The sequence below is a fragment of the Pseudoflavonifractor intestinihominis genome, assembly GCF_040096055.1.
GTDB lineage: Bacteria > Bacillota > Clostridia > Oscillospirales > Oscillospiraceae > Pseudoflavonifractor > Pseudoflavonifractor intestinihominis.
The window spans coordinates 19,049-45,419 of record NZ_JBBMFK010000019.1; the positions used below are offsets into that span (position 1 = coordinate 19,049).

Genomic DNA, 26,371 nt, shown 5'->3' on the forward strand with positions numbered 1-26,371 from the left:
TACAAAGGCCATTATGCGTCTCCTGGACATTTGGCGGTTTTTCGCCGTTTCCGCTCTGCCGCAAGATTACAGTCTGGATAAATAGCGGCAGATAATACGGGGCCGCCTGCCTGGGCGGCCCCGTATCAAACATTATGTCCCGTTGTCCGGGGGGCTCTTACTTCAGCCGCTCCGAGATGACCTGAGCCACCTTCACGCCCGAGGCGCCAGCCTGGGCCAGGCCGCGGGTGATACCGGCGCCGTCGCCGATGGCGAAGAAGTTGGGCAGAGCGGTCTCCAGCTCATGGGAGAGGGCCAGGCGGGAGGAGTAGAACTTGACCTCCGCGCCGTAGAGCAGGGTGTCGTAGTTGGCGGTGCCGGGGGCCAGCTTGTCCAGCTGGTAAATCATCTCGATGATGTCGTCCAGCTGCCGCTTGGGCAGGGCCAGGGACAGGTCGCCGGGGGTAGCGGCGGTGAGGGTGGGCCGGACAAAGGACTTGCTCAGCCGGTGCTCGTTGGTACGGATGCCGCCCACCAGGTCGCCGAACCGCTGGACCAGCACGCCGCCGGCCAGCATGTTGCTCAGGGAGGCGATATGCTTGCCGTACCGGTAGGGCTCATTGAAGGGCTGGGTGAACCGGTTGGACACCAGCAGGGCAAAGTTGGTGTTCTCGCTGCGGAGGGCGGGGTCCGAGTAGGAGTGGCCGTTGACGGTGTTGATGCCCTCCACGTTCTCCGCCACCACGTGGCCGTAGGGGTTCATGCAGAAGGTGCGGACCTGGTCGCCGTACTGCTTGGTGCGGTAGACCAGCTTGGACTCGTACACCACGTCGGTGATGTGCTCAAAGACCTTGGCGGGCAGCTCCACCCGGACGCCGATGTCCACCTGGTTGTTGATGAGCTCGATGCCCATGTCCTTGCACTGGTTGGCGAACCACTCCGCGCCGGACCGGCCGGGGGCGGCGACGAAATAGGTGCAGTCCACCGTATCGCCCTTGTCGGTGGTCAGGCGGTAGCCCTCCTCTCCCAGGCGCTCGATCTTGGTCACCGCGGTGTGGAAGCGGAACTCCACGCCCTCCTTGACGGTCTCGTAGATGCTCTGGAGGATCTTCAGGTTGTTCTCGGTGCCCAGGTGCTTGCAGCGGGCCTGGAGCAGGTGGAGGTCGTACTCCAGGGCCTTCTTCTCCAGGGCCCGGGCCTCGGGGGTGGAGGTGGAGTAGACCTCGGTGGTGGCGCCGTGCTTGACATTGATGGAGTCCACATAGTCGATGAGGCTCATGACCTCCTTGGCGTCCATAAAGTCGGTGAGCCAGCCGCCAAAGGCTGTGGTGAAGTTGTACTTGCCGTCGGAGAAGGCGCCGGCGCCGCCAAAGCCGCACATGGTGTCACAGATCTTGCAGTGGATGCACTCCTTCACCTTGCCCGCCACGATGGGGCAGCTGCGGCTGTAAATGTCGGCGCCCTGGTCCAGGGCCACTACCTTGAGGCCGGGGTTCCTGAGCATCAGCTCGTAGCCGGCGTAAATACCGGCCTCGCCACAGCCCAGGATGGCAACGTCATAGCGCGAATTCATGTGCATCGTTCCCTTTTCATCAAAAATACGGGCCATAAAAACCCATAATAAAGTATACCACACAAAGTCAAGGTTGGTCTACAAAAATTCGTATTTTGCCCAGTCTTTCGCCGTCGGAACCATTGTGCCAACGGGATTTTATGCAAAACATCGCAAATTTTTACCAAGAAATGAGGATTTCTTTCTACCCTGCTTTCTCTCTCCGTCCTACAATAAGGGACAGAGGAGCCCCCAGCGGGCCCAATTTTGTCTGTGGAGGTCTTACAATGGACACCATTTCCGGCCATTATCCTGAGATGATCGCGCTGTGCCTGGACGCCTTTGACCGGGGCGGGCCGGTGGCGCCGCTGGACATGCTGGAGGCCATGATGTCCCTGCCCGGCGTGGAGATGCACACGCCGGAGCACCACTTCATGGTGCCCGCCGCCCTGCTCACCGCCGCCCACAGCGTGTCGGGCCGGGACCGCTCCGCCCTGGAGCGCTCTCTGCGCACCGCCCTGACCCGTTCCAAGCAGGTGCCCGGCGGCAGCTGCGGCGACTGCGGCTGCTGCGGCGCGGCGGTGGGCGCGGGTATTTTCGCCGCCCTGTGGCTCAAGACCAACCCCAAGAGCGCCGCCCACTGGGCGGACGCCAACCGCTTCACCGCCTGGTGTCTGGAGTACATCGCCACGGTGGACGGCCCCCGCTGCTGCAAGCGGGTGTCCTACCTGGCCATTGAGGCGGCGGTGCCCCTGGCCAAGGATCTGCTGGGGGTGGATCTGGGGGAGCGGCCCAAGCCCGCCTGCACCCGCTTCGCCCGGAACCCAGAGTGTCTCCATGCCGCCTGTCCCTATTTCCCGTCCAAGAAGGCCTGAACGGCCCCAAAATCACACTTTAGGAGGAATATCACTGCCATGAAACGGATGTTGTCTCTCGCCCTGTCCCTGATGCTGGTCCTGTCCCTGGCCGCCTGCGCGGACACCACAGCCCCCCAGAGTTCCGCGCCCCAGAGCAGCGCGCCTCAGGAGAGCGAGGCCGCCTCCGACGAATCCGCCCTGGGGGACCTGTCCGTGACCTACGACCTGTCCGTTGGCCAGATGGGCACCGGCATCAAGGCCGCCATGGTGGTGCTGGCCCACGAGATGGGCTACTATGAGGAGGAGGGCCTCAACGTGGAGCTGACCCAGATCTCCAATCTGAACGACGGCCTGACCGCCATCACCCTGGGCAAGCTGGATATTCTGCCCTTCGGCGTGATCCCCACCTGCACCTTCATTGCCCAGGGCGCCGACCTGACCGTCATCGGCGGCACCATCGCCGAGGGCAGCGCCTGCGTGGCCCTGCCCGAGTGGGAGGAGGAGTTCCAGGACATCCAGAACTTTGCAGGCAAGACGGTGGCCTGCGTCCGGGCCGAGACCGGCCACATGATGATGAAGGACCAGATGCGCCAGGCCGGCGTGGACATGAGCACCGTCACCTTTGTGGAGCTGGACGGGTTCCAGTCGGTGGTGGAGGCTGTGCTGAAGGGCACGGCCGACGTGGGCTTTGTCAACAGCGGCTTTGAGCAGAACGCCGTCACCCAGGGGCTGGCGGTGCCCTTCTTTGTGGGGGAGTACACCCCCGACAACGTGTGCTGCCGCCAGACCACCTCCGGCGCGGTGGTGGAGGAGAAGCGGCCCGCCCTGGTCCGGTTTGAGGTGGCCAATCTGCGGGCCATGAAGCTGATGTACGACGACCCTGAGACCACCATCGCCACCCTGGCCGCCTTCTCCGGCCAGAGTGAGGACTATGTGAAGTACTGCATCTACGACGGCTGCATGAAAATCTCCATGGACCCGGCCAAGAACCGGGTGGTGGAGTTCTTCGATGTGATGAAGGCCAACGGGGACATTCCCGCCGACGCGGAGAATACCATGGCCGACCATGTGGATTCCACCATCTATCTGGACGCCCTGAACATCGTGCTGGAGCGCTACCCCGACGACGTCCACTTCCAGGAGATGCTGGAGACATACGACGCCAACAACCTGTGACCTGCTTATTTTCCCCAAAGGAGGCCTTTCCGTGCCTGAGATCTCCCTGCGCGACGTGTCCTTCTCCTATCCCGGCGGCCCCAGGGTGCTGGACCGGGTGTCCCTGGAGGTGGAGCGCGGCTCCTTTCTGGCCGTGGTGGGCCCCTCCGGCTGCGGCAAGTCCACCCTGCTGCGGCTCATCTCCGGCCTCTCCCTGCCGGAGGAGGGGACCATCTCCATCGGCGGCGCCCCGGTGACCGGTCCTGCGCCCGGGCGGTCCATCGTGTTCCAACAGGGCGGGCTTTTCCCCTGGCTCACCGCCCGGGGAAACGTGGCCTTCGCCCTGCGGAAGGCCAAACCCGGCCTGTCCCGGGCCCAGGCGGCGGAGCAGGCCGAGGCGGCCCTGGTCCGGGTGGGCTTGAAGGACGCCCTGTCCCGCTACCCCGGGGAGCTGTCAGGCGGTATGGCCCAGCGGGTGGCCATCGCCCGGGCCCTGGCGGTGGGGGGGCAGGTGCTGCTGCTGGACGAGCCCTTCGGCGCCCTGGACCCCAAGAACCGGCAGGCCCTCCAGCAGCTGCTGCTGGAGCTGTGGCAGGCGGAGGGGAGCACGGTGGTCATGGTCACCCACGACATCGACGAGGCCATCCTTCTCTCCGACCGCATCGCCTTCTTCCGCCCCGGCGGGGTCGGGGCTGTCCTGTCCGTCCGTTCCCCCCGCCCCCGGGACCCGGCGGCCTTTCTCACCTCGGCTGAGTGCTGCGTGGCCCGCAAGCGGCTTATCGGCCTGTTCTACCAGTACGGAGAGGCGGTGGGTGAGACACTGTGAAGACCTCTGAAAAAAAGTCCCGGCCCATCGTGCTCCTCCATCTGCTCTTTGTGCTGCTGGTGGTCCAGGTGGCCCTGCCGGGCAAAAACGAGACCGCCTCCCCGGTCCTGTTCCTGTGGGCCGCCGTCCTGGTGGAGGCGGCCTGTCTGTGGCGCATCGTCCGGAAGAAAAACGCCCGGGCCGCCGGGGATATCGGCGCCGCCCTGTTCCTGCTGTTCAACGTCTGGGAGCTGTGGGCCACGGTGCTGGGAACCGCCCACCCCATCCTGGTGCCCACCCCCGAGGCGGTGTTCCAGGTCTTCGGGGACCAATGGCGGCTGATGCTCCGGGGCATCGGCTCCTCTCTGTCCCTGCTTGCCATTGGCTTCTGCGTGGCCCTCCCCCTGGGGGCCCTGCTGGGCATGCTGGCCGGATGGAGCCCCCGGCTGCGGGGATTCCTGGTGCCCATCGCCCGGGTGCTCTCCCCGGTGCCCGCCATCATCTACGCCCCCTACCTCATCGCCCTGATGCCCTCCTTCCGCTCGGCCTCCGCCCTGGTGATCATTCTGGGCATCTTCTGGCCCACCTTCCTCCAGACCGTGGGCCGCACCGTGGGGCTGGACCCCCACATTCTGGACAGCGCCCGGGTGCTCTGCCTCTCCGACCGGGAGATGGTGTTCCAGATCTTCCTGCCCGCCCTGCTGCCCGGCCTGATCGCCGGCCTGCGGGTGAGCCTGTCCACCTCCTTCATGCTCCTGACCCTGGCGGAGATGATGGGCGCCACCAGCGGCCTGGGGTACTTCATCAAAAACTTTGCCGACTACGCCAACTACACCAATGTCATCGCCGGCATCCTCCTGGTGGCCCTGGTGGTCACCGCCCTCAACGCCCTGGTCACCGTGCTGGAGCGGAAGGCGGTCCGCTGGAGCTGACCCAGGTGCGGCTCCCCCGATTCCTCCCGGAAAGAGGTGTTCTCCTTGTCCCGACTCTATCTGGTCACCGGCTTTCTGGGCGCCGGAAAGACTACCTTTCTCAAGCGGCTGGTCCGCTGCTTCCCCGGCCGCCGGCTGGCCCTTATCGTCAACGAGTACGGCCGGGAAGGGGTGGACGGCGCCCTGCTGTCCGGCCTGGGGGCCACCCTGACCGAGATCGACAACGGCTCCATCTTCTGCTCCTGCCGCCTGGAGCAGTTTGAGGCCTCCCTCCGCGCCGCCCTGGCGGATGGGCCGGATGTGATCCTGGTGGAGGCCTCCGGCCTGTCCGACCCCACCGGTGCAGACAGAATTCTGGGCCAGCGGGAGAAGTTCCCGGGCCTGACCTATGCCGGGGCCATCTGCCTGGTGGACGCGGCCCGGTTCCACAAAGTGTATGCCTCCTCCGGGGTGTGCAGGCGCCAGCTGGCGGCAGCCGACCTGGTTCTCATCAACAAGACCGACCTGGTCTCCCCGGAGCAGGTGGCCCTGGTGCGGGCGGAGGTGGAGGCCCAGCGCCCGGGCCGCCCGGTCCATGAGACCTCCTTCGGCATGCTGGACCCGTCCTGGCTCTCCGCGCTGGACGCTCACGCTCCGGCTGCAACCCCCAGCATGTCCCGCCGCAGGCTGACCCTCACGGTGGGGCCGGACTGCTCCCCCGCCTCTCTGGAGCAGTTTCTCTCCGTCTTTGCCCGGGATACCCGCCGGATCAGAGGCTTTGTTCCCCTGGAGGGCCGGGATGTACCTGGCCGACTGTACGGGCCCCCAAGTGCGGCTGGAGCCATGGCAGGGGGAGGCCCTCAACCCCGGGCGGCTGACCGTCCTCTTTGACGGCGCCCTGCCCGCCCCCAGGAGCCTGTGGGCCGCCATGACCTGGTACCCCGAGTGCCGGGCGGCGGTGGAATGAGGCTGTGTATACGAAAGCCCTCGGCGCATCAGCGCCGGGGGCTTCCTGTCTATCCCGTCATCTGCTCCAGCTCCACGCCGGTGTAGTACCACTTGAGGATCTCCTGGTAGCTCTTCCCCTCCTTGGCCATGGCGTTGGCGCCGTACTGGCTCATGCCCACCCCGTGGCCGTAGCCGGTGACGGAGAAGGTCACCGCCGTGCTGTCCGCCTGGACGGTGAACACAGTGGAGCGCAGGCCGAAGAGGGCGCGCAGGGTGGCGCCTGTCACCTCCGCGCCGCCCACCGGTATGGTCACCACACCGCCGTTGGAGGCCAGCACCGGCGTGCCGAACCAGCCGGACGGGTCGCCGCTCAGGTCTGCGCCGGATACCTGGGCCAGCAGGCTGGTCCGGAACTCCTCCAGGGGCACGGTCACGGTGCTGTGGTAGTTGGGCACCTCCTCCCCCTCAGGGCTCTCCACGCTGGTGAGGTAGGGCACGTCGTTGCCCCACACCTCCACCGCGTCGGCTGTCCGCCCGGCGGCGGAGGAAAAGAACACCGCCTGGATGGGCTGGCCGCCGTAGGTGGCGATGACCCCGTCGGTGTCCGCCACGGCCCGGGAGATCTTCTCCTCGTAGGCCGCCGCCGACTCCCCCCAGTTGTCCGCCGCCTGCTGTGGGGTGATGTAGGACTGGCAGCAGCTGATATCGGTGCACACGTCCGCGTCCGGGTGGTTTTCCTCCCCCGCCGCCATCTTGGCCGCCGCGTAGGTCCGGGCCGCCACCGCCTGGGCCTTCAGAGCCTCCGGCTCAAAGGAGGCGGGCATCTCCGCCGCCACCACCCGCCACAGGTAGTCGCCCATGGTCATCTCGGTCACCGTGCCGTCGGACAGCTTCACCCGTATGGACACTGTCTCGTCTGCACCTGCCCCCTCCGCCGGGGGCGGAGACACCACCGTCCGGTCCAGGGGCAGGGTGCCGGTGGGCTCCGGTGCGTCCTCCGCCTCCCCCCTGCCCCCCAGGAACAGCAGAGGCAGCAGGAACAGCAGGGCCAGCAGCCCCAGCCCCACCGCCGCCGCCCGTCTCACACCGCTCTCCTCTTTGATGTGCACCGCTCTCACCTTCCGTCCCACCCCCGCCGTTGACTTGCTTGAAAATCCGTAGTAAAATGGGATATTCAAACAAAAGCAAAGGAGGAGTCCTCATGCAGTCTGCCCACACTGACGGCTCCATGGATTTTATTAAGAGTCTATGCGGCGAGTTCGAGAAGCATAACCGCATTGACCCGTCTTACTACGAAAAGTGGGATGTAAAGCGCGGCCTGCGCAACGCCGACGGCACCGGCGTCCTGGCCGGCATCACCCAGATCGGAAACGTGCTGGGCTACTATGTGCAGGACGGCGAGCGGTTCCCCATGGAGGGCAAACTCATCTACCGGGGCATCGATCTCAACGATCTGGTCAACGGCTTTATGAGCGAGAACCGCTTCGGCTTTGAGGAGACCGCCTATCTGCTGCTCTTCGGCGCCCTGCCCACCCGGGAGCAGCTGAAGCTGTTCCAGCGGGGTCTGTCGGTCCACCAGCCCCTGCCCAACATGTTCACCGAGGATATGATCCTCCGCGCCCCCAGCGCCGACGTGATGAACAAGATGGCCCGCGCGGTGCTCTCCCTCTACTCCTACGACGACGCCCCCGAGGACCGCTCCCTGGAGAGCGAGATGGGCAAGGCCATCGCCCTTATCGCCCGGCTGCCCACCATCGCCGCCCACGCCTATGCCGCCAAGCGGCACTACTTTGACAACGAGAGCCTGTATCTCCACCGGCCCCAGGAGGGGCTGGGCGTGGCGGAGAACTTCCTCTACTCCGTCCGCCACGACAATCAGTTCACCGAGGAGGAGGCCCGGCTGCTGGATCTGTGCCTGGTGCTCCACGCCGAGCACGGCGGCGGCAACAACTCCGCCTTTGCCTGCCGGGTGCTGTCCTCCTCGGGCACGGACATCTACTCCGCCATTGCCGCCGCCATCGGCTCCCTGAAGGGCCCCCGCCACGGCGGCGCCAACAAGAAGGTCATGGAGATGTTCGGGTACATCGAGGACGGCGTGAAGGACTGGCGGGACGACGACGAGGTCCGGGCCTATCTCACCCGGATCCTCCACAAGGAGGCGGGCGACGGCTCCGGCCTCATCTACGGCATGGGCCACGCCATCTACACCCTGTCCGACCCCCGGGCCGTGCTGCTGAAGAAATTCGCCAAGTCCCTGGCCGTCAAGAAGGGCATGCTGGACGAGTTCGAGCTCTACGAGGCGGTGGAGCGGCTCACCCCCGAGGTGCTGTCCGCCTCCGGCCAGCGGAAGGTGGTGTGCGCCAACGTGGACCTGTACTCCGGCCTGGTGTACAAGATGATGGGCATCCCCCAGGAGCTGTACACCCCCCTGTTCGCCGTGGCCCGTGTGGTGGGCTGGTGCGCCCACCGCATCGAGGAGGTCTACAACCCGGGCAACAAGATCATCCGCCCGGCCTACAAGGCCGTGGCCCCCGCCCGGCCCTTTATCCCACTGGACCAGCGGGGCTGACGCTAGCAAAAAACGCGGGACCACCCGAAGGTGGTCCCGCGTTTTTTATGGATTAGGCCATGAGCCAGTAGATCTTGTCCGGGCATACCGTCATCCCCGCCTTCCGCTGGAGGGCCAGGGAGGCGGCGTTGTCCTCGGCCACCTGGCCGTAGGCGTACCGCCCCTGGGCCAGAGCGGCCCGGACGATGGCCAGCTGGAGCACCAGGCCGTACCCTCTGCGGCGGTAGGGCGGCAGCACCTCCAGCATGCCCAGGCTGCCCTCGTCGTGGACGCCGACGAACCCGGCCAGCGCCTCTCCGTCAAAGATACCCAGCATGCCCCGGTCAATGGCACCTTGGATATAGTCGATGTCCCCGAAGGTCTGACCGTAGGCCTGCGCCACCGTCTCCGCCCACTCAGGGCCCAGCCGCCGCAGCTCTCCCCGGAAGGGGGGCAGCTCGGGCGGCTGGGGCGCTGTCCAGACCGACTGGAAGAAGGCCCGGCCCTTCAGGCCCAGCCTCTCCTCCAGCCGGGGCAGATACCAGTCCTCATGGCAGGTGGCCAGCCTGGCCTCCGGCGGGATCAGGGACAGAGCCCGGCTCAGGTCCTGTTCGCTCTGTGCGCTGAGAAACCAGCCGCCGCTCTCCTTGTCCCAGAGCAGCGCCCCCTCCGGCCCGGCATAGCGCAGCGCGCCGCCGTCCCGGCGGAGCAGCTCCATCATGTCCACGCAGCGCAGGCCCTGCCGGGCCAGGTAGTCCGCCGCCGTCTCAAATTCCCTCATATCCGCGCTCCTTATGTAATGTCTACTGAATAAACCGCGATGCAGTTTATTTGCGCGGCAATGCCGCGCAATTGATGTGAAAACGGTTGATCCCAGTCGTTTTCACATCAATTTAGACATTGCTGCAATGTGTATACTCCGCCGCCCGGGCGGGCAGGCTGATAACAAAGCTGGTGTGCTTTCCCGTGCTCTCGGCCCGGATGGTGCCGCCGTGGAGCTCCACGATCTCCTTGGCGATGGCCAGGCCCAGCCCGGCGCCGCCGGTACGGGTGGAGCGGGCGGCGTCCAGCCGGTAGAACTTCTCAAAGATCCGGGCCAGCTCCCCCTCGGGGATCTCCAGGCCCTCGTTGCTGATGACCACCTCCACCAGCCCGCCCTTCCGCCGGGCGGTGATGCCCACGGTGCCGCCGGGGGTGGAGTAGCTCACCGCGTTGCGCAGCACATTGTCAAACACCCGGGCCAGCTTGTCCGGGTCGCCGGACACGGTGAGCCTGGGCTCCAGGTCGGCGCTGCACTTCAGGTCCTTTTCGGCAAAGAGGGGGTAGAACTCGTCGGTGAGCTGCTCCAGCAGCATGGTCAGCTGGACCGTCTCGCCGCTGTCCGCCGTGCCTTCCAGGTCCATGCGGGTGATGTCAAAGAACTCCCCCAGCAGCTCTTCCAGCCGCTCCGCCTTGTCCAGGGCGATGCCGGTGTACTTGGCCCGCTGCTCCGGCTCCATCTCCGGCCGGTCCCGCAGGAGGGTGAGATAGCCCACCACCGAGGTGAGGGGGGTCTTCAGGTCGTGGGCCAGAAAGGCCACCAGGTCCCGTTTCCGCTCCTCGCTCTCTCTGGCCTCCTCCTCCCGGCTGCGGAGCTGGCGCTGGATGGCCCGCAGATCCTCCTCCACCGGGGCGAGCTCCCGGGGCAGGCGGATCTCCTCCCCGCTCTCGTTCACCAGGCGGCGGGTGGCCTGGCCGATCTGGTCCAGCCACCGGGTAAACCGGCCCATGGCCAGGTAAAAGGCGGCCAGCATGAGCACCAGCATGGCGCAGTTGAGAATGAGCGGCTTGTTGTTGCGGATGAGATTCTGGTAGAGGGCCAGGGCCTCCTCCTGGCTGTGGCCGAAGATCTCCCGGGCCGCCCACACAAAGCCCCTGGCAAAGGGGTCCTGGAGCAGGCCGTCCACCACCACCTCCAGCAGGAACAGTCCCACCGCCGCGGCGGCGGCCGCGCCCAGAACCACCATCAGGAGCATCTTCAGCTTGAGTCTGGTATATTTTTTGCCCATTCTCTCCTCCTGAATTCTGTCCCCACTGTTAGTTTTCCACATTTTCCACCGGTTTTCCACACTCATTTTCCACTGAAATCCCGGTCAAACCAGCCGTCCAGGGGCTCCTCGCCCGCGGCAGCCCGGAACAGGGCGCCGATCTTCTCCACGGCCTTGGGCACCGCCTGGTCCACCAGGCCGTCCAGCACCGTGCTGCTGACGGCGCACTCCCCCGCCGGCCGACGGCTGAGCACCGCGCCGCGGAAGTCGGGCTTGTTGGGGGTGTGGCGGGACAGGGCGTCTATGGCCCGGCTCAGCCCCGCTCGGGAGGCCACGGTCTGGAGACGGCACACCCGCCGGTAGGCCTCCAGGCTCTCCCGGAACTGTTTGGCGGTGACGCCGGGGTATATGAGGGCTATGGTCTGTGTCTCCGCATCGGGCAGATTGTGCCGGGGCAGCGGGGTCTGCCTGAGGGGATCAATGCCGGCGCGCTCCATGAGTAGCCGGTCGTACTCCCCCTCCATCCGCAGGTGGCTGGTCTGGCCGCCCGCCGCCCGGGCCTCTATGTAGCCGTGGCAGCCGCTGTCCAGGGCGAAGTGACAGAGAAAGCCGGCGGCGTATCCGGCGCCGCCGGGGCGGTCTTCGGCGATGATCCGGACCAGCCGGCGGAACACCGGCAGGGCGGACACCTTGTGCATCCGCAGCCCCACCTGCCGCACCGGGTTGTCGTGGAGCAGGTGGTAGAAAAAGAGGGGGTCGGGTCCGTAGCAGCCCACGTCAAAGTCCGCCCGCTGGGCCTCGATCCGGGTGCGGAGGGGCTCCGGCAGGGCGGCGAGCACCCGGCCGCCGAACTGGAGATGGGTAAAATAATTGGGCATATGTCTCACCTGAGTCTCTGCTGTGCAGTGGATTGGGGGGCATAAAAGCGGCCGCCTCTATGCCCTCGCGCGGCCTGAGCCGCACGGACAGAACCCCTTTGGGCCTGTCCAGCAGACACTATTTTATCACAAAATCCCCCGAACGAAAGGACAATTTTCCTCCGGTTTCGCGCCCAGCAGCAGGAGCACCCCGGCGGCGGCCAGAAAGGCCATGGGGTCCTCCCCCGGCGGAAAGGGCACTACGAACTCCTGCCGCTCCACCACGTGGCCGGCCAGGCTGACGATCTCCCGCTGGAGGGCCAGGCAGATTTTGTCCCCCTCCAGGCTGGAGAAGGTGAGGGTATCCCTGGGGGACGTGCCGTAGCTGACGGCGCTGCGGCAGCGCATCCCCCGGGCCAGAGGCCCCGCCGCGCCGGGCAGCAGGAGCACGCCGCACTCCGCCGAGCGCACCCCGGCCCAGCCGTCCGAGTCCGGGCCGATACACAGCAGGTCCACCGGCTCCCCGGCGAATTCCGCCGGATGCCGGCCGGATACCAGCTGGATCTCCTCCCCTCTCCGCCCCAGGGAACGGCGCACCGCGGCGGACACGCTTTCCTGCTTCTCCCAGATTCCGACCCTTGTCACAGTGCAACACCTCAGGGAGAGTTTATGGAGTTTTCTTTGTCTTATACGCCCCGCAGCCCTTGACTTTTCAGGGGTTTGTGCATAAAATGGTGTTCGATACTCTGACACGCAAATACATCTGTAAAGGATTGAAGACCGATATGGCACAGGATAAAAAGCAGGTGGAACAGATCACCGATATGGAGGTAGACTTCGCCCAGTGGTACACCGACGTGTGCAAGAAGGCGGAGCTCATCGACTACTCCTCCATCAAGGGCATGTTTATCTACCGTCCCTATGGCTACGCCATCTGGGAGAACATTCAGAAGGAGCTGGACGCCCGGTTCAAGGCCACCGGCCATGAGAACGTGTCCCTGCCCATGCTCATCCCCGAGAGCCTGCTCCAGAAGGAGAAGGACCACGTGGAGGGCTTTGCCCCTGAGTGCGCCTGGGTGACCATGGGCGGCAGCGAGAAGCTGGAGGAGCGCTACTGCATCCGTCCCACCAGCGAGACCCTGTTCTGCGAGCACTACAAGAACATCATCCACTCCTGGCGGGACCTGCCCAAGCTGTACAACCAGTGGTGCTCCGTGCTGCGTTGGGAGAAGACCTCCCGTCCCTTCCTGCGCCACCGTGAGTTCCTCTGGCAGGAGGGCCACACCATGCACGCCACCGAGGAGGAGGCCCGTGAGGAGACCAAGCGGATGCTCAACATCTACGCTGACTTCCTGGAGAACGTGCTGGCCATGCCCGTGGTCAAGGGCCGCAAGACCGACAAGGAGAAGTTCAACGGCGCCGAGGAGACCTACACCGTGGAGTGCATGATGCACGACAAGAAGGCCCTCCAGGCCGGCACCAGCCACTACTTCGGCGACGGCTTCGCCAAGGCCTTCGGCATCACCTTCACCGGCAAGGACAACCAGCTCCACAATCCCCACCAGACCTCCTGGGGCGTGTCCACCCGCATGATCGGCGGCATCATCATGACCCACGGCGACAACAACGGCCTGGTGCTGCCCCCCCGCATCGCCCCCATTCAGGTCATCATCATCCCCGTTGCCCAGCACAAGCCCGGCGTCATCGAGGCCAACCAGGCCGTCATGGACCGGCTCATCAAGGCCGGCTTCCGGGTGAAGATGGACGACTCCGACCAGTCCGCCGGCTGGAAGTTCGCCGAGTACGAGATGAAGGGCGTGCCCCTGCGCCTGGAGCTGGGCCCCAAGGACATGGAGAAGAACCAGTGCGTGCTGGTCCGCCGGGACAGCGGCGAGAAGAGCTTCGTCTCCCTGGACGGCATCGAGGAGACCGTGGCCGCCATGCTGGACTCCATCCACGACGGCCTGTACCAGCGTGCCAAGAAGAACCTGGAGGACAACACCTACGCCTGCTCCAGCCTGGAGGAAGTGCGGGAGAAGATGAAGGAGCGGGGCGGCTTCGCCAAGACCATGTGGTGCGGCGACGAGGCCTGCGAGATCCGCATGAAGGAGGAGGCCGGCGTCACCTCCCGGTGCATGCCCCTGGAGCAGGAGCACCTGGGCGACGTGTGCGCCATCTGCGGCAAGCCCGCCAAGCACATGATCTACTGGGGCGTGGCCTACTGATCCCGTCCGTCACATGAATATAAAACACCGCCCGCGGCTGAAACCAGCTGCGGGCGGTGTTTTTTTACGCTTTTTGCGCTGTCTTTTGTCTGGGCTCCAGCCAGTGGCCGAAGCGGTAGTAGAGCCAGAGTGCCACCGAGGTGACGGCCCAGGTGATGGGATAGCTGGCGGCCACCATCAGCAGGGTGTGGTGGCTGGGCACCACGAAGAAGAGCCAGGCCAGGCGGAGCACGCATACGCCCAATACGGAGATGATCATGGGCACCAGGGACTTGCCCGCGCCCCGGATGGCGCCGGTGAGCAATTCAATGAGGATATAGGTGATGTAGGTGGGCGCCAGGAAGCGCACCAGCTCCACGCCGATGGGCACCACGTCCGCGTCCGGGCAGAAGAAGCCCACCAGAGGCCGGGCGAAGACAAACATGGCGGTGCTGATCAGGGCGGTAAAGGCCGCCGTCATGGCGGCGGACACCCAGACGCTCTTCTTCACCCGGCCGTACTGTCCGGCGCCGTAGTTCTGGCCGGCAAAGGTGGTGACCGACTGGGACATGGCGGTGATGGTCATCCAGAAGAACACATCCAGCTTGCCGTAGGCGGTCCAGGCGGCCACGGCGTCGGTGCTGAAGGAGTTGATGGCGGCCTGGATGAACAGGTTGGAGGCGTTGTACATCACCGACTGGAGGGCGGTGGGCACGCCCACCGCCACAATGCTGCGGACGGGGGCGGTGTAGAACCGCATCTGCCGGGGAAAGAACTGGTAGGGCGTCATCTCCGAGCGCATGAGGGAGATGACCACCAGCACGGCGGAGAGCACCTGGGAGCACACCGTGGCGATGGCCACCCCCGCCACGTCCAGATGGAATCCCAGTACCAGCACCAGGTCCAGGACAATATTGCACACCGACGCGGCGATGAGGAAGTACAGCGGCCGCTTGAAGTCGCCCACGGCCCGGAGCACGCCGGTGCCCATGTTGTACACCACGTTGGGGATCATGCCCAGGAAGTAGATCTTCAGATAGAGCTCCGCACCGGGAAAGGCGTCCGCCCTGGTGCCCAGGGCGCTCAGGGCCCAGGGGGTGAGGAGGAAGCCCGTCACCGTGAAGAAGGCGCCGATGATGAGGGAGAGGAGCATGGCGGTGTGGACGCCCTTGTGGACGTCCTCCCACCGGCGGGCGCCGTAGTGCTGGGCGATGGCCACCACCGCGCCGCTGGCCAGGCCGGTGAAGATGCCCACCGTCAGGTTGACCAGTGCCCCTGTGGAGCCCACGGCGGCCAGGGCCACCTTGCCCACAAAGCGGCCCACCACCAGGGTGTCCACCGTGTTGTAGAGCTGTTGAAAGAATGTGCCGAACCAGAGCGGGAAGAAAAAGGACAGCAGATGCCTCCAGATCACGCCCTGGGTAATGTCGCCGGCCGGCCGCAGCACCCCCATGGGAACACCTCCTGAAAAACCTAACACACTGCCCTACGATTCTACACGCTCCGACTTTCCTTGACAAGTACGGGCCGCCAGATTTTTTGGTCCGCCGGAGCGCACAGAAAATGGAAATTTAAAACTATGTGAAAACAGGCGTGCGGGCATCTGTGAGCGAGATTCAGAGAGCCAGTGGAATGACATGGTAAAATATCGTGTATATTCGTCAAAAATGAGCGAAAAAGAGCAAATGGGGGTTGATTTTACCGGTGGAGTGTGCTATCCTCATGGGGCGGCTGGGAATCCCCAGCCAGATAATAGGAAAAAGGAGGAAAGTCAGGTGGACCAATGCGGCCGAAGTACGAAAATGGGCAGTGATATTCATTTGCGGACCCGCTCCGGCGTTGTCCGCCTGGGTTCCCCATCCTGAGAGACCCTGCTTGAGTATCGCCGCAGAGGGCGGCTGGACCCATGGTCCGGCAGCCCTGCTGCGGCTTTGTCCATTTGGTGACTTCCTCGCTGTCATCTCATCAAACAGGAGGAATATCCGATGGAAAAGAAAAACAACTTTGAGGCGCTCCGTGCTCTGCTGGAGCGCCGGGATTACCACGCCCTCCAGGCCGCCCTGGCGGAGGAGAACGAGGTGGACATCGCCGAGTTCATGGAGGAGCTGACCACCGAACAGGCCACGGTGGTGTTCCGCACCCTGCCCAAGGAGCTGGCGGCGGAGGTGTTCTCCAACCTGTCCCCGGAGAACCAGGAGGCCATCCTGGGCGCCGCCACCGACCAGGAGCTGTCCGCCATTGTGGAGGAGCTCTACGTGGACGACGCGGTGGACATGCTGGAGGAGCTGCCCGCCAACGTGGTCAAGCGGGTGCTGAAGAACGCCCGGCCCGAGACCCGCAAGCTCATCAACCAGTTCCTCAACTACCCGGAGAACTCGGTGGGCAGCATCATGACCGCCGAGTTCATGGATCTGAAGAAATCCATGACCGTGGCCCAGGCCATCGCCCACATCCGCCGCACCGGCGAGGACTCGGAGAGCATCTACACCTGCTACGTCACCGACAACGCCCGCCGTCTGGAGGGCGTCATCACGGTGCGGGAGCTGCTCATCGCCAAGGACGAGCAGAAGGTGGAGGACCTGATGGAGACCGACGTCATCACCGCCGAGACCACCGAGGACCAGGAGGAAGCGGTGGCCCGGATGATGAAGTACGACTTCATCTCCATGCCCGTGGTGGACAAGGAGAACCGGCTGGTGGGCATCGTCACCGTGGACGACGGCATGGACGTCATGGAGGAGGAGGCCACCGAGGACTTTGAGAAGATGGCCGCCATGGCCCCCTCGGAGAAGCCCTACCTCAAGACCAGCGCCTTCACCCTGGCCAAGCACCGCATCGTGTGGCTGCTGGTGCTGATGATCTCGGGCATGATTACCGGCGGCATTCTGGGCAAATATGAGGCCGCCTTTTCCGCCATGCCCCTGCTGGTCACCTTCATCCCCATGCTCACCGACACCGGCGGAAACGCCGGCAGCCAGAGCAGCACCCTCATCATCCGCGGCATGGCCGTGGGCGAGATCCAGCTCAGGGACTTTCTCAAGGTGTTCTGGAAGGAGCTGCGGGTCAGCATGCTGGTGGGCGTGGTGCTCAGCGCGGTCAACTTTGTCCGGCTCATCATCACCTATCCGGGCAACGAGATGATCGCCCTCACCGTGTCCCTGGCCCTCTTTGTCACCGTGCTGCTGGCCAAGACCGTGGGCGGCGTGCTGCCCATGGCTGCCAAGCTGTTCCACGCCGACCCGGCCATCATGGCCGCCCCCCTCATCACCACCATTGTGGACGCCATCTCCCTGGTGGTCTACTTCAACATCGCCTCCGCCCTGCTGCCCATCTGAGGGCCGGAGAAAAATTCAGCCCCGGAAGCCGCCCTCCTGTCGGACGGTTTCCGGGGCTGAATTCGTCTGAATCCCCCCGGAGGACTTGTTTTTTGGCCCGCGATACTATATAATACTAGGGCTAAAATACCGAAAGAGGGTTTTTATCCGATGAAACTGGGTATCGGCGTTCAAACGCCGGATTCTATATCTCCATACCTCTCCATAAACGCCGCTAAAGCCTGATATAGCGCGGTTTTACGCAAAACCAACCAAATTATAACTTCATATTTCTCTATGCAGTCCCACGCAGAAATGGCGTAAAAATGGCGTAGAGAAATCGGCTAATTTGCAGAAGGAAAAGAGCACTACTACTTTGAGAAAGAACAAAGATGAGCACAGCCTATACAAACGGGCCGTGCTCATCTCTTTTATACGGTTATACGGTCAAACGGTTCTGTGCTTACTTGGCATCGCTATTGGTAGGATTCGGACGGAAATCTTCCTGAACGCCCTCGTTCAAATCAAAGCACATAGTTTTCGCATCAGCGACCCAGAAACCGCGAACGCGGTACCGCTTGCCCGGAACCCAATCCTCGCCCGTGGCAGCGCGGAGCGGTTCCAGAAGATTCTTGCTGGAAATCGTCACAACGCCCTTCTGTTCACCCCGCGGCTTAGAAAACTTAAACCCCTTCGGCTCGTTACTCTTGCACATACGGATTGCGAATACCTTCGCCTTGGCATCTAGCAGGCACAGCACATAGGCGGGATACCCCAGATCTTCAAGCACCTTCTTGGTGAAGGTGACGCCGTTCTGGTTGATGTACATATCCGGGTAAGCGTTGATGTTGGAATCAATCGTTTCAAAATTCAGAGCAGAAAAATCGAAATTCATTGTAAAAATCCTTTCATTTCGTGTTATCCTGTGTGTCATCGACAATTTTCATAAATTCCTGCCGTTCAGCAGGAGACCACCGGGAATCAAGAATCAAATACCCTTTGAACAGGCCATCCTTGACGCGGTGAGCGACAAAGCGGTTACTCAGGAAACGCAGTTTCGCCTTATGGGGCGAAGTGTGCCGCTCAGACAACAGCTTTTGTACTTTCAGCCAGTCCTCTTTTTTGATAATTGCCGTATGGTGATTTTCCTTGAAATACATATTCAAGTCTGTATTCTTCACCGACTTGTGGGTGCGAAAATCCTTAGTATAGGTTTTCTGCATCAAGGCATCACCACAGTATTTTTCGTTTCGGAGGATGCTGCGGACGGTACCGACAGACCAGCTATCATTGCCCATAGGGGATTTGATTCCCTGTTCTGTCAGCGCAGCCGCAATCTCTGACGGTGTTGCTCCTTCCAAATAGCTCTCGTAGATATACTCAACAATCCTCGCCTCAGTCGGTTCAATGACCAACCGGCCAAAGTGGTCGCGGTAGAAGCCCAGCGTATTCTGTACAGAGAATTTGTAAATTCCCTCGGCCATCCGCCAGCGAATACCCGCTTTGATGGCCTCGCTTTTCTGCTGGGACTCCATTTCTGCCAGCGCGGACAGAAGAACGATTAACAGATTGTTCTTTCCATCGCCCGTGTAGGTGATGTGCTCCGTCTCAAATTCCACCGAGACAGGAGGATTCAGCGCAGAAAGAACATTCAGGTTATCCAGTATGTCTACAATATTCCGGCCAAAGCGGCTGATGCTCTTGGTAAGGATCAGATCAATTTTCCCGTCCACTGCATCGGCAATCATTTTTTGAAAACCAAGGCGCTTTTTGACGGTCGTGGCGCTGATGCCCTCGTCCTGATAGATTTCCACCAGCTCCCAGTCGGGATTTCCTTCAATCCGCTGGGTAAAATGACGGACCTGCATATCAAAACTGCCAACCTGTTCTTCTTCCTGTGTGCTGACGCGGCAATACGCCGCAACACGGAGTTTTGGGCGCTCTTGCTGCACTTCCTGCAACTTTTTTGGTGGAATCACTATCACGCCGTTGCTGCGCTGATTTTCCGCAATCTCGTCCTGCATGAGCTTCCGCCGCTGCTCCCTGCGCTCGGCACAGCTGCTATACTGACGGGCCGATTCTATCTTCTTGGGGTCAAGCGGTTTTGCCATATCCTGCCTCCATCGAATTTACAGCCTTTTTCCCGTGCTGCATGGGTATGCCACCTCCTTTGCGCAAATTTGTCTTTTCATCTGTATCGCCTCCCTGTGCGTTTATTTATGACAACCCCTGCGGGACGAATCCCCACAGGGTAGTCACCATAAGAAAAAGGCAGCAGATTTCTCTGCTGCCCCATCAGAAACCATGAGATGCGGTTATTCACTTATTATAGGGCTTCGACTGTCTCCAAAAACTGCCCCATGCTCACCGCCCCATGTGGCAGATTTTCCTCGTCGCGGAACACCATGTAATAGCGGTACCGATTTCCCGCTGCATTCCGCCAAGCCGCACCCAGCTCGATTCTTTCCTGACTGTCGTCGTTTTTCAGGTGTTCGCCCTTGGTTTCGGCAAGGATGATCTTACCGCTCTTGGTCATGATCATAATGTCTGGGTAGTGGTTGAAGTAGCCGTTGATGGCAAAGCCATGCCGGGCAATATTCCGGTGCCACCACAGTACATTGGGAATGGCCGTCAACTGCTTTACCAGCGCCTGTTCCAGCGTGTTCATGTCCTCCTCGGCCTCATAGAGCGACCTTCCGTAAATCGCCGTACTGCTCGTGGGGTGGATTGCCGCAGGCAGGCGGTAATTGGGTTCGCACACGATTTTGCCCCGGTCAAGCCATGTAAAGAAAGTCTCCTTATAGTGCTGATCCAGCAGAGTCTCGATTTTAGCTCGGATTTTTGCGGCAAAGCCCAGCGGGGCTTTTTCCATCGCGGCAAGCTGTTCCCGATCCATCCCGTCCACAATGAGATTGACATAGGCGCGCAAATCGCTGCCATCCACCATGTTCAGCTTGTCCAACTGGTGAATCATCATGTCCTTGCACTGGCGCACGCGGCTTTCCGGGGGTAAACTGCTGAAATACTCCTTGAAATATCGCTGGTCGGCAGCTTCCATCTGGTAAGCCCTCGGCACACTGCGGCCAGTTTCCACATCGACTTTGACGATCTCATCGTCCGCTGCGGCAAAATCAATGTCGTATGCCTTGCCTTTCAGGGTGAAGCCGTCTGCAAGCATTTCCTTGCTCAACAGCACCTTATCCCCATCGGTAAACAGGGACTGCGGGATCACTTGGAAAAACTGTGGGATCAGCAGGCCGTCCACGCTCTCCCGATATTGGGGAATGATATGAAATGTGTTCACCTTGTCACGCACCTCCCACGGAAGGGCGGCGGCAAACGGGTCGTTGTCCGCGCCCTGCACCGCCTGATTGTATGCGTCTCCCGCCTGCTGGGCCTCGGCAAGCATACTGTCCGCTTTCGGGGCGGATTCCGGCGAATTTTCGCTTTCTCTGCGCCGTTGCAGCTCTGCCCCGATGGATTTCCCGTCCAATCCGGAAAAATCTTCTGGTTCGATGGTCGGAAGCTGTTCCGGCACTGGAGTAGGCTTAACCGGTTCTACCGGCTCGGCAAGGCGGTAATCCCGGTCGCTGAAACCGGCGCTGTTCAGCCCACGGATGATCTGCTGCACTGTATCGTTGAAATCGTTGGAGGAAGTCAGCACATAGGACATATTCAGGGCCTTTGCCCTGTGCTCGGCGGTATAGGGCAGGCGCAGAATGCGCCCCAAAATCTGCTCCACATCCACCTGACTGGTCTTGTTGGCAAGGGAGGCCAGAATATAGGCAAACGGGCAGTCCCAGCCCTCTTTCAGCGCGTTTACGGTGATGATGTACCGCACCGGGCAATCCGGGGACAGCAAGTCCACATTTTTCAACTCGTTCACATCGGCGGTACGGATGGCAATATGTTCGGCGGGAATCCCGGCGTTCACCAGCTCCGCCCGCAACTTTTCAAAAGTAGTCGCGTCCTCCTTGCCCTTCGGCTGGGCCTGAAACAGGGCAATAGGGCGGATGTACTTTCCGCCGTTCTGACATTCTGCCGCAGCGATTTCTTCCAGCCTGTCCCGCAGGTCAATCGTATCCATCAGCACTTCGGCTTGACTGTCCCGATTATAGACAATCACCGGCAACTTGACCATGTGTTCCGCTTTGAGCTGCACCGCATCCACATAGGAGATGATATTGCTGCGCTTTTTGGGCGTGGCGGTCAAATCCAGCACAAAGCAGGGGTTGAAGTTGGCAAGCATCTCGATGCTCAGTTCCGACCGGGCGTGATGGCTCTCGTCCACGACCACCAGCGGGTTGAGCTGATTGATGACCTGAAACAGCGCCGTCTCGTCCGCCTTCTCGATGGGATTTTCCGGCGCACCCAGCGCCTTGGCAAAGGCGGCAAGGTTGCTGTTTTCCTGATAGGCTTTCAAACCCTCCTTGCCCCGTCCGCGGAAGGAATCATAGGATAGCACCATAATGGAGAGCTGTTCGGTAACGGCGGTGGGGTTGAAGTTTTGCCCGTTCAAAAGCTCCTGTTTGGTGTAGACCTCCACGCGCCCGCCGAAATCCACATCAATCTTCTGGCGGTAAGGGTGACGCGGGTCTTTCAGGGCTTTGACCGTCTGCGTCAAAATTGCATCGGACGGAACCAGCCACACTACCGCTTTTGTCTTGGTGAACGGCAGCGCGTCAAACACAGGCCGGACAGCGTTGCAGGCAAGAAAGGTTTTCCCGCCGCCGGTGGGCACCTTGAAGCAGAGGTTAGGAACGCCGGGCAATACATCCTGATAGATGCCCAGCGTGGGCGCGCCCTTCTCCTGCCAAAAGAGGCGGAAGGAGGCGATATAATCCTTGGTTTCGTCCAGCAATTCCAGATAGCGGTTCAAATCGGCGATGACCTGCCGCTGATAGGTTTTCAGTTCCATGTATGTCGCCTCCTTACAAGCGGCTGATGTCGCGGGGAATTTTCTTGAAAACAATCCCCATCTGCGACAGTTTGCTGTCATCGATGGAGCAGCGGTCGGCGTAAATCACGGTGCCGCCTGCTTTTTCGGTGACGGTAGCCAAGAAATCATAGTCCAACACCGTGATCCGCTGCGGCTCGTAGTAGAAGTAATAGCCGGTGTCGTTGTGCTGGCCGAGGTAATAGGGGCTGTCCCCGGCGGCGGGCGTGTAGGGCGTCTTGGTCTCCATGAACCAGATGTACTCCCGGATTTTTTCTGGCTCTACGGCTTCGTTCAGGTTTTCGCCGATGAGCAGTGGATCGCCCAGCTCGTAGTAACTGAAACTGCCGCCTGTGCCCTCCACCGCGTTCTTGCCCTCGCCGTAGCCACGGATGACCCGGCGCACGCGCTCGGCGGTGATGCTTTCGGCGTAGTCCATCATTTCCACCAGGATGAATTTGCGGTGTCCGCCGTCGGCCTTGTTCATGTTGAGGACGGCGTGGGCAGTGGTGCCGGAACCAGCGAAGGAGTCGAGCACAATGTCAGTATCTTTCGTTATAGCTTGAATGACGCTTTCAATCAATGAAACCGACTTTGGATAATCAAATTTTTTGGGAGATTCCGGGAAAATTTCTTTGAGTGTCTGTGTGCCATTAACAGTAAAAAAGGACTTTTCTGCCCATATAGTAGGTACCTGCCCGCCTACCGTCTGATTATCTCCAAAAAGCAGTGTAGGAACACCTTCTTCGTGACCTAAAACCTCCAGTTCACCACTTGTTATCTTTTTGATAACACCGCTCGGCAAGTACTGAACGCTAAATTCGTTCTGGTTGTTTCCACTCTTGTTTTTTGAAATTTTTATATATCCCTTTTTCCAGTCGCTTTGCAAGCGTTCCGGTATTTGCCGCCAAACACATTGTTTCCCCTTTGCGGTTACAGGCCATACAGCGACAGTCCCCTGCGGGGCAACAGAATAGTCATAGGGAAAATCAGCCTTTTCTCCGGTATATGTTCCATCGTTAATTTGGTCTTGTAACGATTTTCCAACACCTACAAGCACGCCTTGGTCATTTATAAAAATTGGATATGTTTGATTCGGACGCTGTGTTTTATCGAAAGTACTCAATGTAAGCCCTTCAAATGGGGTTCGATTATTGCCTCCACAAAAATCAAGCGCATTCGCATGAAAATCCATAGGAACAACGAAAATCAAGTACTCATGGACATAGTTAAAACCACCCGATGGTTTTCCTCCAGAAGTTTGAACTGTGATGGTAACAATCTGTTTTGATCCGAAAATCTCTCGCAACAAAGTGACAAGATTATTCAGTTCATGATGACCAATGCTTATAATTAAACATCCGTCCTCGGCCAGCAGCTTTTGCAGCAGTTTCAGCCGGGGGTACATCATGCACAGCCACTTATCGTGGCGGGTCAGGTCCTCGCCCTCTTTGCCCACCACTTCGCCCAGCCACTTCTTAATCTTGGGATCGTTCACATTGTCGTTGTACACCCAACCTTCGTTGCCGGTGTTATAGGGAGGATCAATGTAAATGCACTTCACCCGGCCCTCATACCGGGGCAGCAGGGCCTTCAGTGCGTCCAGATTGTCCCCGTGGATGATCATATTCTCACTGCCGTTGTCCTCGGTGTGCTGGCCATTCTCGTCAAAGCTGTATCGCCGGTCAAGCACCCGGAAGGGCACCTCTTGATGGTGGTTGATGACCTTCTCTTTTCCAATCCATTCCAATGTAGGCATGGGTCGTTCCTCCCTGTCGCTGCTATCGTAAAAGACCTTTCCCGTATCGGGAGGGCCGTATTTTGTCCAATCGAACCCACGCTGAGGCGCGGGAGCCTTAATTTCGAGTCCGGACCGCTGTCAGGCGACCAGCGTTTTCAGCACATCCATGATCTGGCTGTACTCAATGTGGGCGGCGTAGGCAAATTGCTTGCGGTACTTTTCCCACATGGCTTTGAGTTCCCGGCTACTCTCAATGTTGCGCAGAATGGCGGGCACATCCGCAATCTGCCGGGCGGTGCCGCGATGGGCTGCGGTGGCGTTTAACGCTTCGGCGAACACGGCCTTATCAAATTTCTGCGTGGTCGCCAGTATGTACGCATCGTAAAAATCTCTGGGGCGGGTATTGAACACGCCACGCCGCAGAATGGTTTCCACCTTCTCCGCCATAACGGTTTCGATGTTGTATGCCCACAGCTCGTAGGATTTTTCATCATCGAAAATTTCAGAAAACTGGTACTGCACCGCGTGGGGCGTAATGGCGTCCCCAGTGGACACATCAATACTCAGCGGGGTAATCAGCGTGTCAAAATGGGCGTTCAGCATCACACGGTAGCCGCCGTAGATGTCATCCTCCCGGATGGGAGAGATTTTCCCCACCTCAAAGGCCACGCCGTCATCAAAGGGCACGGCGGACACCTGTTCCAGTGCGCTGCGGATGGTCTCCGGGGTCAGGGGCAGGTTTTTCAGCGTGGTGTCTAAATCCATCGTCGCCCGGTTGTCCAGCCCTACGATGGCCGCTACCAGCATTCCGCCTTTCAGCACAAACTTGTCTTTATATGTGGAGGCCGCAAGGCGGACAAGAAGCCGCTCGAACATATAGTTCTGCAAAATGACCTGCGCCGGGATATTTTTTTGCTTGGCGATGTTGCGGATTTTCGCTTTCAGGCTCATGGCATTGCTCACAGTAGCACCTCCAAATATTGGCGCAGTACGCCCGATACCCGCATCTGACGGGCGTACTCATCCAGCCGGTTCAAATCCTTCTTTGGGCTGACAGCGTATTGTTTCAGCGCCGATAAAAATGTCTCTGTCCCGATCTTGTTGCGGCTGCGGATCACATCACAGATGGTGCGCTCCAAATCGTAGCAGGGAACGGGGTTTCCGGCGGGGGTTTGCAGCATTGTTTTGCCCAGCTCGAACAGCTCCGGTTTGATGTAGTACACCTTGCACTCCGCTTTGATGGCCGCAGACGGGATGCAGCCGGAGGGCGCGGTTACGGTGTGCTCAAAGGGTGTCCGGTCGGAAATCCCGTGAAGGAACAGCGCCGTTTCATGGGAAAAAATAATCTTTCCAGACCGGCGGCTAATGGACAGCAGTTCGTCCTGCATATCCTCCGGGAGAACATACTGCCCCTTGACAATGCGGTGAATCTTTTCCGCCTTGCACAGCTTATAGAGCATTGCTTTGGAAATGCCGCGCTGCGCCGCTGTTTTCGTTTCGATAATGCCGCCGTTTTTATTCGCAATCGCGGCGAGTTCCGCCATATAGTCCATCCGCTCACCTCGCAATAACAATCTGATAATAGTATATCCAAAATCACGATGATAGTCAACGGTCGTGTTGATGGCATCAAGATAAAATTGGAGTTGATATTATGATGCAAGTCAATTTTTCTTGCGAATTAGTAGGGGTTTGGGTGCTCCCAACAAGAACCAATGAGCAGACTGGCTGACAGGCCGGAACGCTCATTTCGCCGCTGTGTACGGACAGCGGCTGTGCTTGCTGTTCTCTCAAATCTCATATCCGCAGAACATGATGCTTCCGCTTTTTCCAAAGCCGGGAGCATTTTATTTTCACTTTTTTCAGGCAGACCCCTGTTTTTCTCGGAGAAAATGTCCGTTGTAAAGTAGGAGGGGAATTCGGTTCAAAAATATTTTGCTGCCATACCTGCGTTTAGCCTAAAAAGTGTCCGTTGTAAATTGGGAGGCACTTTCCGGCTTGGAAATTTTATTCCCGCCTTACCCGCTAATCTGCGAATAAAATGTCCGTTGTAAAGTGAGAGAGAAATTTTTTCTGAGCAGGTACCAAGTTTTTGCCCGAAACTGTCCGTTGAAATATGAAAGGGGATATTTTTTCGAGTGTCCCCCCCAATCCGCAAAAAATTGTCCATTGTAGTTTGAGGAGGCGAATATCCAATGGCTGAACGCACAAGGCCGATCCGCATCGAGTTCTGCGTTACCGAGCAGGAGCGGCGGCTCATCCAAAACAAGATGGCGCAGCTCGGCACCAGGAACATGGGTGCATATCTCCGCAAGATGGCGATTGACGGTTACATCATCAATGTGGATTACACCCAGCAGAAGAAACTGGCCGCAGCCGTCAGCCGGGCTGCCAGCAATATCAACCAGATTTGCCGCCGCATCAACAGCACCGGGCATTTCTATGCTGAGGATGTTGTGGAACTGAAAGAACGGCAAGCCGAGATTTGGTCGCTGCTCAAAGAGACCCAGCGAAAGGAATTGTAATGACAGGAGGCC

Annotated in this window: 22 protein-coding genes; 9 read left to right on the plus strand and 13 right to left on the minus strand. The window is 60.5% G+C overall.

All coding sequences use genetic code 11. The features are described 5' to 3' along the window. Positions 1-157: 157 nt before the first annotated feature. Entirely contained in the window at positions 158-1,552 is a 1,395-nt protein-coding gene (locus WMO64_RS11500; protein ID WP_349232066.1) for an NAD(P)/FAD-dependent oxidoreductase, read from the minus strand. A 266-nt stretch (positions 1,553-1,818) separates the two neighbouring features. Here WMO64_RS11500 and WMO64_RS11505 point away from each other — a divergent pair, with 266 nt between their 5' ends. The 5 genes from WMO64_RS11505 to WMO64_RS11525 are packed head-to-tail and all read left to right on the plus strand — an operon-like array spanning position 1,819 to position 6,150. After that, positions 1,819-2,406 (plus strand): DUF5714 domain-containing protein, encoded by a 588-nt coding sequence (locus tag WMO64_RS11505; protein WP_349232067.1) that lies wholly within the window; start codon positions 1,819-1,821, stop codon positions 2,404-2,406. 39 nt (positions 2,407-2,445) lie between these two features. After that, positions 2,446-3,564: an ABC transporter substrate-binding protein gene (locus WMO64_RS11510; RefSeq protein WP_349232068.1), complete on the plus strand. Its 1,119-nt coding sequence runs from the start codon at positions 2,446-2,448 to the stop codon at positions 3,562-3,564. 31 nt (positions 3,565-3,595) lie between these two features. After that, entirely contained in the window at positions 3,596-4,369 is a 774-nt protein-coding gene (locus WMO64_RS11515; RefSeq protein WP_349232069.1) for an ABC transporter ATP-binding protein, read from the plus strand. Next, positions 4,366-5,280: an ABC transporter permease gene (locus WMO64_RS11520; RefSeq protein WP_349232070.1), complete on the plus strand. Its 915-nt coding sequence runs from the start codon at positions 4,366-4,368 to the stop codon at positions 5,278-5,280. The genes WMO64_RS11515 and WMO64_RS11520 overlap by 4 nt, the downstream gene beginning before the upstream one ends. Positions 5,281-5,325: 45 nt before the next feature. Next, positions 5,326-6,150: a GTP-binding protein gene (locus WMO64_RS11525; RefSeq protein ID WP_349232071.1), complete on the plus strand. Its 825-nt coding sequence runs from the start codon at positions 5,326-5,328 to the stop codon at positions 6,148-6,150. Between the two features lie 125 nt (positions 6,151-6,275). On the opposite strand, the gene spoIID is transcribed toward WMO64_RS11525, so the two are convergent. After that, positions 6,276-7,325, minus strand: a complete 1,050-nt coding sequence (gene spoIID / locus WMO64_RS11530) for a stage II sporulation protein D (protein WP_349232072.1) — start codon at positions 7,323-7,325, stop codon at positions 6,276-6,278. A gap of 83 nt (positions 7,326-7,408) precedes the next feature. On the opposite strand from spoIID, the gene WMO64_RS11535 reads away from it, so the two are divergent. Continuing rightward, complete coding sequence (locus tag WMO64_RS11535) at positions 7,409-8,776, plus strand: citrate/2-methylcitrate synthase (protein ID WP_349232073.1); 1,368 nt, start codon at positions 7,409-7,411, stop codon at positions 8,774-8,776. 52 nt (positions 8,777-8,828) lie between these two features. On the opposite strand, the gene WMO64_RS11540 is transcribed toward WMO64_RS11535, so the two are convergent. The 4 genes from WMO64_RS11540 to WMO64_RS11555 all read right to left on the minus strand — a co-directional run bounded on the left by WMO64_RS11540 (position 8,829) and on the right by WMO64_RS11555 (position 12,284). Beyond that, the gene (locus WMO64_RS11540; protein WP_349232074.1) at positions 8,829-9,536 is read right to left on the minus strand and encodes a GNAT family N-acetyltransferase; all 708 of its coding nucleotides are present in this window, start codon (positions 9,534-9,536) and stop codon (positions 8,829-8,831) included. Positions 9,537-9,648: 112 nt separating this feature from the next. Continuing rightward, on the minus strand, positions 9,649-10,803 hold the full coding sequence (locus tag WMO64_RS11545) for a sensor histidine kinase (protein ID WP_349232075.1): 1,155 nt from the start codon (positions 10,801-10,803) through the stop codon (positions 9,649-9,651). Positions 10,804-10,865: 62 nt separating this feature from the next. Beyond that, a complete protein-coding gene (locus tag WMO64_RS11550; RefSeq protein WP_349232076.1) occupies positions 10,866-11,660 on the minus strand; it encodes a zinc dependent phospholipase C family protein in 795 nt (264 codons plus the stop codon). A gap of 126 nt (positions 11,661-11,786) precedes the next feature. Continuing rightward, positions 11,787-12,284: a hypothetical protein gene (locus tag WMO64_RS11555; protein ID WP_349232077.1), complete on the minus strand. Its 498-nt coding sequence runs from the start codon at positions 12,282-12,284 to the stop codon at positions 11,787-11,789. A 140-nt stretch (positions 12,285-12,424) separates the two neighbouring features. Between WMO64_RS11555 and proS the strand changes: the two genes are divergently transcribed. Next, positions 12,425-13,864, plus strand: a complete 1,440-nt coding sequence (gene proS / locus WMO64_RS11560) for a proline--tRNA ligase (protein ID WP_349232078.1) — start codon at positions 12,425-12,427, stop codon at positions 13,862-13,864. Between the two features lie 64 nt (positions 13,865-13,928). Here the strand turns inward: proS and WMO64_RS11565 are convergent, their stop codons facing one another. Further along, the gene (locus WMO64_RS11565; RefSeq protein WP_349232079.1) at positions 13,929-15,296 is read right to left on the minus strand and encodes an MATE family efflux transporter; all 1,368 of its coding nucleotides are present in this window, start codon (positions 15,294-15,296) and stop codon (positions 13,929-13,931) included. Between the two features lie 532 nt (positions 15,297-15,828). On the opposite strand from WMO64_RS11565, the gene mgtE reads away from it, so the two are divergent. After that, on the plus strand, positions 15,829-17,178 hold the full coding sequence (gene mgtE / locus WMO64_RS11570; protein WP_349232080.1) for a magnesium transporter: 1,350 nt from the start codon (positions 15,829-15,831) through the stop codon (positions 17,176-17,178). 442 nt (positions 17,179-17,620) lie between these two features. On the opposite strand, the gene WMO64_RS11575 is transcribed toward mgtE, so the two are convergent. The 6 genes from WMO64_RS11575 to WMO64_RS11600 all read right to left on the minus strand — a co-directional run bounded on the left by WMO64_RS11575 (position 17,621) and on the right by WMO64_RS11600 (position 25,387). Beyond that, complete coding sequence (locus tag WMO64_RS11575; protein WP_178535791.1) at positions 17,621-18,052, minus strand: hypothetical protein; 432 nt, start codon at positions 18,050-18,052, stop codon at positions 17,621-17,623. 13 nt (positions 18,053-18,065) lie between these two features. Continuing rightward, on the minus strand, positions 18,066-19,268 hold the full coding sequence (locus tag WMO64_RS11580) for a recombinase family protein (protein ID WP_349232081.1): 1,203 nt from the start codon (positions 19,266-19,268) through the stop codon (positions 18,066-18,068). A 215-nt stretch (positions 19,269-19,483) separates the two neighbouring features. Further along, on the minus strand, positions 19,484-22,075 hold the full coding sequence (locus tag WMO64_RS11585) for a DEAD/DEAH box helicase (protein ID WP_349232082.1): 2,592 nt from the start codon (positions 22,073-22,075) through the stop codon (positions 19,484-19,486). A gap of 13 nt (positions 22,076-22,088) precedes the next feature. Continuing rightward, on the minus strand, positions 22,089-23,852 hold the full coding sequence (locus WMO64_RS11590) for a site-specific DNA-methyltransferase (protein ID WP_349232083.1): 1,764 nt from the start codon (positions 23,850-23,852) through the stop codon (positions 22,089-22,091). Between the two features lie 120 nt (positions 23,853-23,972). Continuing rightward, positions 23,973-24,797, minus strand: a complete 825-nt coding sequence (locus WMO64_RS11595; protein WP_349232084.1) for a nucleotidyl transferase AbiEii/AbiGii toxin family protein — start codon at positions 24,795-24,797, stop codon at positions 23,973-23,975. Then, positions 24,794-25,387, minus strand: coding sequence for a type IV toxin-antitoxin system AbiEi family antitoxin domain-containing protein (locus WMO64_RS11600; protein ID WP_349232085.1), 594 nt, complete (start codon positions 25,385-25,387; stop codon positions 24,794-24,796). The genes WMO64_RS11595 and WMO64_RS11600 overlap by 4 nt, the downstream gene beginning before the upstream one ends. A 642-nt stretch (positions 25,388-26,029) precedes the next feature. On the opposite strand from WMO64_RS11600, the gene WMO64_RS11605 reads away from it, so the two are divergent. Continuing rightward, a complete protein-coding gene (locus WMO64_RS11605) occupies positions 26,030-26,359 on the plus strand; it encodes a plasmid mobilization protein (protein WP_349232086.1) in 330 nt (109 codons plus the stop codon). Positions 26,360-26,371: the final 12 nt, after the last annotated feature.

Excerpts from the sequence above, each read along its gene's own strand:
- WMO64_RS11500 (WP_349232066.1), bottom strand. The coding sequence starts at position 1,552 with ATGAATTCGCGCTATGACGTTGCCATCCTGGGCTGTGGCGAGGCCGGT.
- WMO64_RS11505 (WP_349232067.1), top strand. The coding sequence starts at position 1,819 with ATGGACACCATTTCCGGCCATTATCCTGAGATGATCGCGCTGTGCCTG.
- WMO64_RS11510 (WP_349232068.1), top strand. The coding sequence starts at position 2,446 with ATGAAACGGATGTTGTCTCTCGCCCTGTCCCTGATGCTGGTCCTGTCC.
- WMO64_RS11535 (WP_349232073.1), top strand. The coding sequence starts at position 7,409 with ATGCAGTCTGCCCACACTGACGGCTCCATGGATTTTATTAAGAGTCTA.
- WMO64_RS11540 (WP_349232074.1), bottom strand. The coding sequence starts at position 9,536 with ATGAGGGAATTTGAGACGGCGGCGGACTACCTGGCCCGGCAGGGCCTG.
- WMO64_RS11545 (WP_349232075.1), bottom strand. The coding sequence starts at position 10,803 with ATGGGCAAAAAATATACCAGACTCAAGCTGAAGATGCTCCTGATGGTG.
- WMO64_RS11550 (WP_349232076.1), bottom strand. The coding sequence starts at position 11,660 with ATGCCCAATTATTTTACCCATCTCCAGTTCGGCGGCCGGGTGCTCGCC.
- proS (WP_349232078.1), top strand. The coding sequence starts at position 12,425 with ATGGCACAGGATAAAAAGCAGGTGGAACAGATCACCGATATGGAGGTA.
- WMO64_RS11565 (WP_349232079.1), bottom strand. The coding sequence starts at position 15,296 with ATGGGGGTGCTGCGGCCGGCCGGCGACATTACCCAGGGCGTGATCTGG.
- mgtE (WP_349232080.1), top strand. The coding sequence starts at position 15,829 with ATGGAAAAGAAAAACAACTTTGAGGCGCTCCGTGCTCTGCTGGAGCGC.
- WMO64_RS11575 (WP_178535791.1), bottom strand. The coding sequence starts at position 18,052 with ATGAATTTCGATTTTTCTGCTCTGAATTTTGAAACGATTGATTCCAAC.
- WMO64_RS11580 (WP_349232081.1), bottom strand. The coding sequence starts at position 19,268 with ATGGCAAAACCGCTTGACCCCAAGAAGATAGAATCGGCCCGTCAGTAT.
- WMO64_RS11585 (WP_349232082.1), bottom strand. The coding sequence starts at position 22,075 with ATGGAACTGAAAACCTATCAGCGGCAGGTCATCGCCGATTTGAACCGC.
- WMO64_RS11590 (WP_349232083.1), bottom strand. The coding sequence starts at position 23,852 with ATGCCTACATTGGAATGGATTGGAAAAGAGAAGGTCATCAACCACCAT.
- WMO64_RS11600 (WP_349232085.1), bottom strand. The coding sequence starts at position 25,387 with ATGGACTATATGGCGGAACTCGCCGCGATTGCGAATAAAAACGGCGGC.
- WMO64_RS11605 (WP_349232086.1), top strand. The coding sequence starts at position 26,030 with ATGGCTGAACGCACAAGGCCGATCCGCATCGAGTTCTGCGTTACCGAG.